At 42.3% G+C, this 13,862-nt stretch carries 10 protein-coding genes; 3 read left to right on the top strand and 7 right to left on the bottom strand.

The window, feature by feature from the left end:
- Window positions 1-29 precede the first annotated feature (29 nt).
- The 3 genes from IGI96_RS17250 to IGI96_RS17260 all read right to left on the bottom strand — a co-directional run bounded on the left by IGI96_RS17250 (window position 30) and on the right by IGI96_RS17260 (window position 4,662).
- Window positions 30-671, bottom strand: coding sequence for a helix-hairpin-helix domain-containing protein (locus IGI96_RS17250; RefSeq protein ID WP_270288018.1), 642 nt, complete (start codon window positions 669-671; stop codon window positions 30-32).
- 87 nt (window positions 672-758) lie between these two features.
- On the bottom strand, window positions 759-3,353 hold the full coding sequence (locus IGI96_RS17255) for a family 78 glycoside hydrolase catalytic domain (RefSeq protein ID WP_270288019.1): 2,595 nt from the start codon (window positions 3,351-3,353) through the stop codon (window positions 759-761).
- A 19-nt stretch (window positions 3,354-3,372) separates the two neighbouring features.
- Window positions 3,373-4,662 (bottom strand): PTS sugar transporter subunit IIC, encoded by a 1,290-nt coding sequence (locus tag IGI96_RS17260; protein WP_128432641.1) that lies wholly within the window; start codon window positions 4,660-4,662, stop codon window positions 3,373-3,375.
- A 167-nt stretch (window positions 4,663-4,829) separates the two neighbouring features.
- Between IGI96_RS17260 and IGI96_RS17265 the strand changes: the two genes are divergently transcribed.
- On the top strand, window positions 4,830-5,855 hold the full coding sequence (locus IGI96_RS17265; RefSeq protein WP_010749643.1) for an AraC family transcriptional regulator: 1,026 nt from the start codon (window positions 4,830-4,832) through the stop codon (window positions 5,853-5,855).
- A 117-nt stretch (window positions 5,856-5,972) separates the two neighbouring features.
- On the opposite strand, the gene IGI96_RS17270 is transcribed toward IGI96_RS17265, so the two are convergent.
- Together IGI96_RS17270 and IGI96_RS17275 are read right to left on the bottom strand one after the other, a co-directional pair.
- Entirely contained in the window at window positions 5,973-7,013 is a 1,041-nt protein-coding gene (locus tag IGI96_RS17270; RefSeq protein ID WP_270288020.1) for a CAP-associated domain-containing protein, read from the bottom strand.
- A 198-nt stretch (window positions 7,014-7,211) separates the two neighbouring features.
- Window positions 7,212-9,011, bottom strand: coding sequence for a penicillin-binding transpeptidase domain-containing protein (locus IGI96_RS17275; RefSeq protein WP_270288021.1), 1,800 nt, complete (start codon window positions 9,009-9,011; stop codon window positions 7,212-7,214).
- A gap of 170 nt (window positions 9,012-9,181) precedes the next feature.
- Between IGI96_RS17275 and IGI96_RS17280 the strand changes: the two genes are divergently transcribed.
- A complete protein-coding gene (locus tag IGI96_RS17280) occupies window positions 9,182-9,850 on the top strand; it encodes a response regulator transcription factor (RefSeq protein ID WP_005230154.1) in 669 nt (222 codons plus the stop codon).
- Window positions 9,840-11,282: a sensor histidine kinase gene (locus tag IGI96_RS17285; RefSeq protein ID WP_016611114.1), complete on the top strand. Its 1,443-nt coding sequence runs from the start codon at window positions 9,840-9,842 to the stop codon at window positions 11,280-11,282. Before IGI96_RS17280 ends, IGI96_RS17285 begins: the two co-directional genes overlap by 11 nt.
- Window positions 11,283-11,354: 72 nt before the next feature.
- Here the strand turns inward: IGI96_RS17285 and IGI96_RS17290 are convergent, their stop codons facing one another.
- Window positions 11,355-11,972, bottom strand: a complete 618-nt coding sequence (locus IGI96_RS17290) for an HAD-IA family hydrolase (protein WP_005230151.1) — start codon at window positions 11,970-11,972, stop codon at window positions 11,355-11,357.
- 215 nt (window positions 11,973-12,187) lie between these two features.
- Window positions 12,188-13,780, bottom strand: coding sequence for a TPM domain-containing protein (locus tag IGI96_RS17295; protein WP_333493927.1), 1,593 nt, complete (start codon window positions 13,778-13,780; stop codon window positions 12,188-12,190).
- Between the last annotated feature and the right edge of the window lie 82 nt (window positions 13,781-13,862).

A 13,862-nucleotide genomic window follows, 5' to 3' on the forward strand; every position in this document is an offset into this window, starting at 1 on the left:
TTTCTTAGTATTTCTTACTTTTATTTGGTTCAGTCCGTCACTGTAATCATCTCTTTCAAGGACTCAAAGGTCTTCTCTCCGATGCCTGTGATCTTTTTTAGGTCATCAATCTGTTTAAAAAAGCCATATTCTTCGCGGTAAGCGATGATTGCTTCTGCTTTTTTGGCACCCACACCTGGCAGTTCTTGCAGTTGCTGCGCATTGGCTTGATTCAGATTGATTTGTGTCACTGCTGTCTGACTGCCACCTACTCCTGAAGCATTCATCTCCGTAAACGCTTGATCCTCTTTATGCGGGACGATCACCATCTGTTGATCTTGCAGCACCTTTGCTAAGTTTATGGCTGTTTCTAACGCCTCTTCTGTCAGACCACCTGCTTGTTCGATCAATTCATACATCCGCGCACCTGATTTTAAACGATAAATGCCCGGTTGGTGCACTTCTCCTTTGACATCGATAACGATCTCATACTCTTCATCGTGAAGACCATCTTCTTGAAGGGTTCCACCTTCCCCCATTTCAGACGATTGACCTGCTGCATCTGCCATTGATTGCCAGTTTGTTTCTTTGTTTTGCGAGAACGGTACAAACCAGATGATCAGCAAAACCATCAAAACAGCACCACCAACTGCAAATCGCCAATAGTCTTTGAGCAGCTTCCATTGATCCATTTTCACCACCTCATAGATGAAATACGCAAAAAGTAATCAAGGACAGAAAAAAAGTCAACACTTTCCACGTGTCGACTTTTTCACTAGCTAAGAAGTAATCGTATAGTGACAGGTAACTTTCTTTTGGCTCCCCTCATCCTCTATTTTCTCGCTGGCTTTTCTAAAACCTTTCATCTGACTGATTTCATAACCACATGTTCGTGGCAACTCCACCGTTAAGCGAACGGTACGATCAGTCTTTTCCCAGCTTAAAGTTACTAATCCAAACGTACTTTGTAAGGAGCCTTTGACATGGGCTACAGGTACATCGAAGGCTGGTTGTATCAGTATCCCAGCGCTTGTCATCTGAATGCCTAATAAATGACGGACAAACCAATACCCATAAGAAGCAAACATGGCATGATTCAACGAACCCTCGTAAGTGGCTGAATGTTGCGGCGTTGGAAAATGTTCCATCAAAGTGCCGTTTCCGCTTGCCAACATTGCTGCATAACTAGGTGCAGATTTCCTCGTTAACCAATCAAAAATAATATCATTATAGCCAGCTTCAGCCAGCAACTGATAACTCCATGCCATCCCGAAGATGCCGAAAGAGAAAATACCCTCTTGCTGCTTGATCCTTTGTACTAATTTTGGCAAGATTTGTTTTTTCTCACTGAGTCCTGTTTTCATTGCAAAGATCATGCTAGACAAGGTATCCGCACCGTATTGCTCATTTCCTTTAGAAAACTGCTGTTTGATTTGCTGTGTCGTATACTGGATCGCTGCTGTCACTCGCTGACAATAGTCCTCGTTACCAATGATCCTCAAGTCGATCAATTCTTGGTAACGCTGTAGTAAAAGCAGATACATGCAGGCAGAGCAAAAGGACTGATCTGGCGAAGTAATGACCCCGTTTTGCTGAGTTTCATCAATTGCTCCCCAATCACCGAGGCAGCACTGGGCGATATAATCAAAATCAAAAGCGAGTAAATAGTTGAGATGCCGTTCCAAGTGTGGACGCAGCTTGGCAACCACTGCTTGTTTCCCATAGGTCTTCACCAATGCCAAAGCAAGCTCTGGAACTACCAATTGCCACCCTAACGCACCACCACCATTTGATGGACCATTTGTCATGATTCCTACAAATGGCGCAGTTGCAGTCATTGCACCATCCGGTCGTTGGTCGTTGGCAAAATCCCACAACACTTTTTCCAACAACGGCTCAATCGCCAGATCTGCCATCTGTGTTGGCAATAAAGCGACGATGTCTCCGCCATATCCGAACCGCTCACGGGTGCAGTCCTCAAAATACGAGTGGATGTTGTTCAACCGCGTGGCTTGGCCAACCGCCCATAACTGATTCAAGAAGGGATCGGAGGTTTCAAGGGTTACCAACGATTTCACATCCGTATGCAGGCGATAGGCTTTGATTGCGCCCACAATCGCTTGAAGGTTGTTAGCAGGTTTCGTCTCGATCAACGCATAGCGAAAGGAATGATACGTGTAGCGGTTTTCAAAAACGAACGTCCTCGCTGCCGTTTTCTCAATGATGTCTCGTTGAACGATGGGATCATCTGGCTGCTTCCCTTCATAGGGATCGTAGACGCCATAAGTTCCACTGATCGTAGACGTATAATCTGGGTTGCCTTGCTCATCTAATGTTTCTGCATAGCTGATTCTGATCTGACCAATGAAATCTTTCTCAAGTGTACAAGCAAATTGACCGCTGATGATTTGACCGAAGTCAATAAGCAGTCCCGCTGCAGTTTCGGTCATTTTTTGGGGAACGATCGATTGTGTGCGCTTGATTTTAGGAATAAAGCTTGGCTTAAAACGTCCCGCGGGACCAGCAATTTGTACCGTTTTTCCTTCTGGTCGAGGATCAGGTACATCGGTAACGATTTCTCCTATATAAAGATTGTTTTGCAAATAAGGCCCAAAACTACTTTGCCACTGATTGTCTGAGTAAATGTAGCGATTCTCTCCCCCGTCATTTAACTGAAGCTCCCCCCAGAAACAGGGTTTACCGATCGCTAGTTGTTTGCGGATGTTATACCGACCTAAAATTTCAATCGGAGCAGGGTTGTACCAGCCATTCGCAAGTTCAACTTCGATCCGATTGTCTCCCTCCTGTAAAAAATCAGTTAATTCATAAGTATCATAATAGACGACTCGATCATAGTTCGTTACATCACTGTTTAAATAAACATCTGATACCGTTTTTCCATTAACAGACAAGCGATAAAAACCAAGCCCGCAGCAATCGATCACTGCATAGGAAGGACACTTTTCCAGTGTGAAGGAGCGGGACAAGCAGCTATTTTTCTCTTCTGAAAAATAAAACCGTTCTTTTTTAATTGGATCATCTAAGCGAGTGATCCACTTGCCCATGGTTTCTTTAGGTTGCTCACGCTTTTCTATCGTGAAAAACACACTGCTGTAAATGGTGACATCGTTTCCTGCTCCTGCTGTCAATTTGACTTGATATTTTTTTCGCTGTGGATGCTGTGGTAAATGGACCGCCAGTTTATTCTCAGAAGCGGCTATGTTGGAAACGTCATACACTGCTTGCTGCTGTTCATTGAAGAGTTGCAATCGATAGCCTTGGTGATTGGTCATTGACCACTCAATAAGGACCGGATCATTTAAATCCACTGTTAATGGCTTTGTCTTCCCGTTGATGGTTATCGTTTCTTTCATACGCTGCTCCTTTCGTGGGTTATTGTGCTTCTTCAATACAGATTTGCTTATCAGCAACTTTGATAAATGGCAACCAAATCATCGTTGCGATCACGATCAAGACGATTTGTAACAATGCGCCCATGATACTACCAGTGACAAAATAGCCGCTAATGATCGGCGGAGTCGTCCAAGGAATTTGTGCAAGCCCTGTTGGGATCGGGACTAACCCGAAATAAAAGGCAAAGTAAGCGACGATCGTTGTGACGGCATTCGCAAAAACAAAGGGAATGAGAAAACTGAAATTCAACATTAACGGTATCCCGAACAACGCTGGTTCACCGATATTGAAAATATAAGGAACACTAGCAATTTTTCCAACCTCTTTGTACTGTTTGCTTTTTGCTACGATCAAAATAGCAATGATCGCACCGACGACCCCAATCGAGGCAAAATGATTCCGAAAGCTCATACTGATAATATTCGTTGGAATCTCTCCCGCCACTGATGCCACACGATTTTGATCTTCAAGGACTTGATGGATTGGGTCCATCACTGCTTGAATGATCGAAGTTCCATGAAGGCCAAAAAACCACAAGAATTGCTCGAAAATTTTCACAACGACCATTCCAACTAGGGAGCCACCTAACATAGTTAATGGAATCCCAAGGGTCCCATTGATCAACGTCATGGCATCACTGTTAAATAAGGCTTCGATGATGAGTCGGATGACCCAAATCGTCGTGATGACAAGAAAAGATGGAATCACCGATTCGAATGGACCAGAAACAGCTGGTGGTACCGCTGCTGGCATTTTGATTTTGATTCCTTTGCCCTCAATTTTTTTATAAAGAACTGTACTAAAAATACCGACAATAATCGCTAAAAACATCGATTGCGCGCTAACGCGGGTGATATCTAAAAAAGTCCCTGCTTCCATTGCATCCAACGGTGTTAATAGTAAAAAGGAAACAAAAGCAGTTAAGACACATTGCAAAACATTTGTTTCAAGTTTTTCTGCCAGTGATTTTGCGAGGGAAATGACAACTAGCAAACCACCGATTGCGAGTGTGGCATTGTTGACATAGAGCAATTTCTCTTGCCAGACACTAGCATCTTCTGTTCGCAACACAATAGTAATAAAATCGGTCACTTGTTGGATCGGAAAAAAAGCAATAATCAAAAAGATCGACGCAATAAAGGTGAATGGCATGTAAGCTAACATTGCATCCCTAACTGAAGTAATATAAATATTCCCATTGACTTTACTTGCAAATGGACCAAGGGTACTTTGGATCTTATCCCCTAATGATGGTTTGTCGTGGTTCATGGTGATTCCCCATTTCTTTCGAATTTGCTGGTACTATTGACTATTATTATCATCCGGATTATGATAATTGATAACGCTACCATACAAGTATTATATACTATCTCTACCTGTCTTCAATGACGATACTCTACTATTTCATTGACTATTTTTTACCTAAGGAGAAAGCGATGGATAAACAAAACATTCTGCAGCAGTTACAACAATTGACGACTACTGAAGAAATAGCCCTTAAAAAGACGCAAACCCTTCCATACAATTATGAGGATTTCAAGAAAGTCTACACTGAGAAAAATGAGCCAATTTACCAATATACCTTCGAAAAACACCTTTCTCGTCTCATACGAAAACGACCGCAGGATAGCGGATTTCTTAAGACAAGCCAGCTCTTGATTTTAAAACATGCACGCTTTTCTTCTACGCCACTACATCAGCATGATTTTATCGAAATGAATTATGTTTTTTCTGGAACAGTCACGATCATGATCAATGAGAAAAAAGTGATCCTAAAGGCAGGTGACTTTTGCTTACTAGATACTGGGGTGATCCACCAAATTATCGAAACAAATCAAGACGACATTGTTATTAACTTTTTGATCAGCAAAGAGTACTTTTCCACCCAGATGCTCAGTCGGTTGGCCTCCAATAGCATGATCGCCGATTTTGCCATCAATGCGTTATCTGAAAGCCAAAAGCACAATCAATACTTAGTGTTTGAAACGAGTAACAACGACTATTTGATTGATGCGATTTTCGGGGTCTTGGCCCAGTTCTTCAATCCCTCCTTCGGTTCTCATGAGGTCATCCATTCCTATATGATCATTATTTTTTCCGAACTTGTTCGTAATTTCCAAGAAAAACAACGGATCGAGTCGCAAAACAGTGACCAATTGTACCTCGGAGAAGTGTTGGACTATCTGGAGAAACATTTCGCTACTTGCACACTAGCTTCGGTTGCGGAGACATTTGGATACAACCCGAGCTATTTGAGTCGCCGTATCAGTCAGCAGCTTGGTCGATCCTTTGTGACGATCCTTCAAGAATTAAAACTCAATCAAGCCAGTTTATTGTTGAGAAACTCTTCCCTACCTGTGGAACAAATCGCACACCAAGTCGGCTATAAAAATGTCTCATTCTTCTATAAGCTGTTTCAAAAGAAGTATCAGTGCTCTCCTCATGCCTACCGTCAAAACTAAACAATACTGCTGCACACCATTTTATCGACAAAAAACACTGCTCACTTGATGCTGCTAACGCAGCAATCTCAAATGAGCAGAGTTTTTTAACTAATCAGTTTCACGCAATTCAGGAATTTACGACGCAGATCCTCGGTGATACAACGTTGTATAATATGGCTGTTCGCTGGTATCGATCGCAATACCGATCCCGAGAAATTGATACTCATCGTTTAGAATCGTTGCACGATGTCCCTCTGAATTCATTAAACCTTGATGGGCGTAAATACTGCTGGCCTGGCCAAATGCCAAATTCTCCCCTGCAGCAGTGAAGCTGATCCCGTCTTCTTGCATCCGATCAGATGGAGTCGATCCATCTAACCCGATATGGTCAAAGTATCGATGTTCTGCCATGTCTTGGCTATGCTTCACGGCAGTCTCACTGGTTGCTTCGCTGAAACCAAGGGGTGACAAACCAAATTTCACTCGGGTGGCATTCGTTAATTCAAATAACTGTGTTCGTAAACCGCTTAAAATGGCGGTTTGATTTTGGCGAAAATCATTCGCATGGCGTGTTTCTAGGGAGCGATTGATGATTTGGATCGCAGTCACTGTATCTTCGGCATGAACATCATAGAAAAAAGTAATCAATTGATCGTCTTGCAAGAACAGATCATAGTCGGCATCCGAATCGATGCGATACCGTCGTGATCCTCGTTGTAGACTTTCTTGACGCGTCCCCATCTGATTACGAACATTTGCTTTTGAAGACCCGATACCTAGCGTGTCATCGATAAGAATCGTATCTTGATTCGTATAGATCCCTTGCGCAATATCATGTTCATCGTACATCACCATCATGAAGTTACGAAAATCATCGTGATAGGAAGTCCAGTTCAGTCCATACCGATTCGCTGATTCATTGATCGCTTCCCCAAAGGTTTCTTCGATCACTTGTCGTGATTCATTATATAAATATGTCTGGGCAGGCGTTTCTGCCGCTGGCCTTGCTGAAGTGTCTTGTGAAAGAGAAAATTGGGACGAGAGAGATTGAGTGATCTCGTTGAGTCGGGCATCACGAAATGCCAAGCGCCCGTCTTGCCATGTGATCATCTGGCTTGCAAAATAAAGAAGCCCGATGAGAAAAATGCTTTTGATTAAAAATTTAATTTTTTTCATATGACACCTCCGTCAATGAATCTTTATGTGTTAACTTTAGCACGATCGTTTATCCATTCATTCATCCCTAGATTGGATCGCTGATGCACCCTTCTTGTCTTTTCTAAAGACTATCATTCCTGTGGGAAGTTGACCAGCTGTAGTATGAAATTTCTTAGATGATCTAGGTCTTTTTAAGCTCCTGTTAAGAAACTTTTTTTACTCACGAAAACTTTGCAGCGCCATCGAACGCTCCATCAAGGGATTGGCGATTTTAGCTAATGTATGTCGATCGTATTCTTCTGGTCGCTTGATAGTGAGGTAAAGAATAAACTGTGGATCATCGGTTGGGTAGATGGAGACCGCCGAATAAATATAATCAAACTCTCCCGTCATGTAGCCTTGACCATTCTCATTGGCGATCTGAGCAGTCCCAGTTTTGACAGAAATCTCATGGTTCGTCAGTTGGTATACATCATAAGCGGTGCCATAACGTTCATCCGTCACTACATCGGTCATGTATTCTAAAACAGCATCAGCTGCTGCTTGTGAAATAGGCTGGGAAACGACTTCTGGAAAAACTTGGGTCTCTTCCCCTACTCGCCGAATCAATTGCGGACGTATCATCTCGCCACCATTGGCAAATGCACTAAATAGCTGCATCATCTGCATCTGATTGACGCCGATCGCATGGCCATAGGAACTCATGGCATAATCCACCCGATTTCTTGAAGGTAAGATCCCAGGCACTTCCCCAGGAAGCTCACTTCCTGTAACTTTCCCTAGTCCAAAATCAGTTAAATACTGTGCCCAATGATCAAAACCGATCCGTTGCTGAAGTCGAACCATCCCAGTGTTGCTTGACCAAGCTAACGCTTGCCGCATCGTCAACTCACCATTTGCTCCTGAGTCGTGGTCATTGATGACTCGATCTTCAATCTGCATACTCACAGGATTGTAGCGTTCCGTCGGATCAAAAACGCCTTCATCAATAGCGGCCGCAACGGTTGCCAGCTTCAAGGTCGAACCAGGTTCATACATCTCTTCCGTAAAAAGATTACGCCAAATAAAGTGTTCATCCGCAATTCCTTCTTGGGTCTCTGGATGAAAACTAGGTCTTTGAGCCATCGTTAAAATCTCCCCAGTTTTCGCATCCATCAATAAAGCCGTTAGATTTTCTGGTCGTGTTTGTTCCATAACTTCATCCATCACTGATTCAGTGAATAACTGCAGATGAGCATCTAATGTCGTCCAAACATCATTCCCATCTACTCCTTCTTCTACGGTTTGATTGGTTGCGGGAACAGGATTCCCTGAAGCATTGACTTGAAAGGACTCTCGCCCATTTTGATTCTTCAAAAAGTCGTTCAGTACATATTCTAATCCAGAAACACCGACTCGAATCTCTTCATCATCTGACGTTGTCCCTATCAAATGTGAAGAAAAGATACCATTCGGATAACTGCGACTTGAACGAGCATCGAAATAGATACCGTTGATTCCAGCTGCATCAAACGCCGCTTCGATTTGATTTCGAGTAGTCACACTTAGACCACTGCCAACATTGCCAAATTCCACTTGAAAGACAGGCGGATCTGTTTGATTCGCACCATCTGACAAGATTGACAAAACTTGCTCGTTAGAAATAGGTAAATACTCCAAAAGAATCGTTGCGGTCTCCTCAAAGCGCGCTCTGTCTAGATACATGGGTCGTCCATTGTCAATGTAATCTTCAGAAAGAACCGCTCGAACAGTATAGGAAAGAATATCTTGTGCGATCACTGTCCCCTGCCGATCAAAAATCGCCCCTCGACTTGTTTCGATCGATCTTGAACTATAATACAAATTTTCTATTCTTTCAGACAAAGAGACGCCTGCAATCACGCCGACTTGAACAATGTAAATCAAACGTGCAGAAAACCCCATAAAAAGCGCAAGACTGATTATGTATAACCAATGACCGACTAGCTTACGATTTTTCTTTGCTTTTTTCTTTCTGACCATATGATAGTCATACATCGCCAAAGCGCTCCTTTCGATTGAATATACCTCTATAGTATTGGGTATTTGTGATGATCTTGTGAGGGAAAGAACAATTATTTTTCAAAGAGTCATTTTCCTATTAAATCAGCGATTATGCTGTGATATACTTTAAAAAATATAAATTATTTTTAAGGATGTGAATAAATTTGCAAAAAATATTGATCGTTGATGATGATACTCATATGCGTGCCTTAGTGAAAACTTATGCGGAGATCGAAGGGTATCTATGTTTTGAGGCAGCGGATGGAAAAGAAACTTTGGAAAAATTAACCAATCATTCATTCGATTTGATCCTCCTAGATGTCATGATGCCGGGAAAAGATGGCTTTCAGACGCTTTCGGAAATCAGAGGCAGCTGTAACACGCCAGTCATTATGATTACCGCTCGAAAGGAAGAGTATGACAAACTCTTTGGCTTCAATCTTGGTGCCGATGATTATATTGCCAAGCCATTTAGCCCTAAAGAGCTGATGGCTCGCATCAAAGCTGTGTTGAAACGAAGCAGTCAGTTTCAGTTCGAAAAGATCGTTTTTGGTGATCTCGAAGTCAATGTTTTTTCTCATACTGTAACGATCAATGGGAATCCTCTGCCGCTTACGCCAAAAGAATTCGATCTGCTGGTCTATTTGACGAAAAATAATCATATCGCTTTGAGCCGAGAATCAATTTTAGAAGGTGTCTGGGGCTTTGATTATTTTGGAGATACCAGAACAGTGGATACACACATCAAGTCCTTGCGAGAGCGTCTAGGGGATTACCGTGAGTTGATCCAAACGGTATGGGGAGTTGGGTATAAATTTGATTATGAAGACTAGTCGGTTAGGTTTTACTTACATCAAAAGTAAATTACTCGTGCGGCTTTGGTCCGCCAATATGCTGCTGGTCATCATTGGCATCGCTTTTTTGTGGACTGTTCAAATTTTGCTCTTTGAACCAAATTATATCAATGTAACGAAAGAATCACTTTTAGAAACAGTTCAGGAAACAGCTGCCGCTATTGAAGAAATGGCAGTAAATCCAGATGATTTACCAGAAGAGCCATTACTTTTCCTCAGTAAAACGATCGTTGGGACTCTTTTCTTAGTCGACGCGGATGGCGAAATTCTGGCGGCATTTAACAATGGCCAACAATTAAACATAGATGGGTTGAGCAACGAATACAACTGGTTGTTATCTCACGCACCAACTGTCCTTGATGGTGAGAGCCTGAGTGCTGTAGAAGACTTTGAAAAGTCTTCTGCCATTCTTATTGGCGTTCCTACCACTCTTTTCCAACGCCCAGCTGCCCTTTTGCTCTCCAATACGATCACTCAAATCGAAGCGCTTCAAAGCTTAAATCGACAGCAACTCTTTCTATTCACCATCATATTAACTATTTTTGCGTCAACGATCTCCTTTTTTTTAGCACAGCATTTTATTCGCCCGATCAAAACCATCAAAGAAGCCATCATCCGCTTAACCAACGGCGAGCTTTATTCCGTACCCAAACTTAACCGTAGTGATGAATTAGGTACACTTTCTGAATCGGTTGCGGACTTAAGCACAGAACTTCAGCGAGTAGACGTCTTGCGCAAAGAAGTGATTGCCAATGTTTCTCATGAACTACGCTCCCCCCTCGCGTTGATCACTGGCTATGGGGAGATGGTACGTGATGTATCTGGAAGCGACGAACGCCTTCGAAAAGAACATATGGACCTAATTATCAGCGAAGCCCACCGCATGAGTGCTATGGTCGATGACATCATGGATTTCTCTATCATGCAAGCAGGCTACACACAACTTAAAAATGAAATCTGGAATACATACGAGGTCGTTTCCTCCGTCGTTGCTTACGCAAGAGGGATCGCCAATCAATATGACATCACTGTCGATTTTGAAGCAGATCGTACGAATGGAAATGCTCTCTTTGATCGCATCAAAATGGAACAAGTTTTGCGTAATTTAATAAACAACGGCATCAACCATACACCTAAAAATGAACGACTCTTAATCAAATTAACGAATACATCTGCAGGAACAAAAGTTGCTGTCATCAATACTGGAAAAGATATCCCTCCAGAACAACTCGAACTTATTTGGGAAAGATACCAACGCGTCCAACATCAAGCAGGACATAAAGAAGGAACCGGCATCGGTTTAGCGATCGTAAAAACCATTTTGACTTCTCATGCTTTCGAATATGGTGCTGAGTCGAAAAATGGTGTGACTTGTTTTTGGTTTGTTGTGCCGAGACTAGAAGATCAATGAGAACTACGTTTATACCGTTCATCATGAGTACTGAATGACTTACTTTCTATGCACAAAAAAAGCCTTGATTTCTCAAGACTTAATGATTTCTTGTATTTCAGCCATTGATTGGACGGTATGGTCGGCAGATACATCTTTTAAGAGACCTTCTATATCATAAAATATCGTCTTGACACCTGCTCCTTGTCCTGCAAAAACATCCATCGTGCGATCACCGATCATGACAGTCTGATCTTTGTCTAGTTGATACTTTTCAACAAGATAAATCAGGGAAGTTGGATCCGGTTTGCGGGGGAAGTTGTTTTCTGGGCCAACGATCTCAACGATCAGGTCTGCCATCTGTTCTTTTTCTAACAGTTCTTTCGTTGAGACGACATCGCGGTGGGTCAAAATGTAGTTCTTTCCGCCAGCAGCAACCACGGCTTCTAATGTTTCTTTGGTTCCTGCAAAGGAAAGCGGCAAACGATCATCCAGCGCTTCATTTGCTTTGAATGCTTTAGTGAACTCTTGAAAATCTAAGTTGTATTTTTCAGCAACTTTTTTGGAAGATGAATCTTTCAATATATAATAAATCTCCGCTGGATCTGGATCGAAGCCATACTCCTTCAATGTCTTGATAAAAGCTTTTAACATGATTGGGTAGCTGTCGTAAAGTGTTCCGTCAAAATCCCATATGTAAGATTGGTACATGATATCCCTCGTTTTCTCCCTTTTTCAAATGAATGAAAGTTCCATTCATTTTCAGTAACTCTAAAAAGTTTACCACACTTTGTTTGGTTTGTCTTATTTATCAAGGGATTTCCTCTACAAGAAAAAACGCCATTGACCATACAATCCTTCCGCTTGCACAAACTACATGCAAGCGAATGTATTGCAGAACAATGAACGTTCCTCACTACGAAAAATTACCAGCTACCAGAAACACCGCCACCGCTACTGCTTCCTCCGCTGAAGCCGCCAAAATCATTCGAAGAACTTTGCGTATCGGCAATGACTTGTTCTTGATGGGTCACATGATTATTCATCATTACAAAGAACAACGCCATATTCATACCATGGGGGTCATACTCTTGGCGAGCATTATTCAAAACGGCTGCTCGATCAGAAGCATCAAATGAGGATAATTTATTTGCTAAATCTGGGTGATTTTGATAAACCTGTTTCAAGTCAACTTGGAACAAAGCATCTGTTTTCACTTCCGCTAGAACATTAGAAACTTCTTTTGGAATGGCTTGTACCATCTCAGGATAGGTCGCTTTTTCCGTCACAAGTTGAGCTAAGTATCGCCCTTGCTCATTGCGTCTTCTGATCTCTTCTTTGGCTTGCTTGGCTATTTCTGCTCGATAAGCATCTGCTAAAGGCAGATTTTCGGGTAACACCGCATCAGTCAAATCGTAGTCTGCCATCCGTTCAGACACTTCCCTGCCTAATTGGGCTTCATAGGTTTTTAAGGTGTCATGTTGTGTAAGGATCACCTGACCGAAATGTTTGACCGTGGTTTGTTTCTTCATCAGCAAGTTTGAAAAATAGGCGCCAATTGCTGGATTCGTCAAGCCGTGTTGGATGACTCGTTTATCCGCTGTCGACAATCCAGTGACCGAAGTCAATTTCGCTGGCACATAAGTCCTCGTCACATACTGCGTAAATGCTTGTTGACAATCTTTTGCTGTCTGATACTGATGGTAACGCTGATAGTTCTTTCTATTGCTAGCCCATTTCAAGAAATCTTTCTGTTGGAAGTGACTATCTTCTAACAGATGTTTCGGCAATGGCAGGTGCTCTTCAAAACGCCGTTTGGTTTTAAGATGGCGAAAACTGATGAACCCGACAAGGCCTGCAGCTGCTGCCGCTACGACACCACTGACGATTTTACCAATAGTGAACCACATCTGCTTAGTGGCTTCTGCTTCTTGTGCCTGTTTTTCTGCTAACATTTGCTTGCCATCTTGATAGATCGTCCCTAAACCAATCGTTTCATCCGCTTCTTTCATTCGCTGATAGACTTCATTAGAAGCTGCCAATATCGCTGTATCATAATCTTCATCTCGTAATGCGTCTTTGGCATCTTCATCCACTAAATCATCTTCCGATAGCTCACTGAAGACATAGGATAGTCCATCGCCATAACCCAGACGAAATTCACGATCGTCAATGGCAAAGAGAAACAATAGTCCATTATTGTCCTCTGGATTTCCTAAACCATACTCATTGAACAGTTCCAAATTACGCTCTTCAATCGATTGCCCATCTAAAGAAGGGATCGTGATCACAGCATATTCTGGCGCTCCAGTTAATGATTGGAAGCCCTCTTTATTCAAAGCATCGATCTGTTTGATCGTCTCTTGTGAAAGGACCCCGGCATCATCACGAACAAATGTCTGTCCAAAGGCAATTGATGGTTGAAGGATAAAAAATCCCATCAAACCAACAAAAACCAACATCCCAAGTTGGAAGATTTTCTTCATTTTACCACCCCTTTTCATCGTGTTATCTTTCATTGTATTCGATTTCAAATGATAAAACATCCGCCTTAAGCATGAAAAAAATAGTTAGATGACTAAAAAACCTTTAAAAGACAGC

The organism is Enterococcus sp. DIV0421 (genome assembly GCF_051713745.1).
Taxonomy (GTDB): Bacteria; Bacillota; Bacilli; order Lactobacillales; family Enterococcaceae; genus Enterococcus_D; species Enterococcus_D casseliflavus.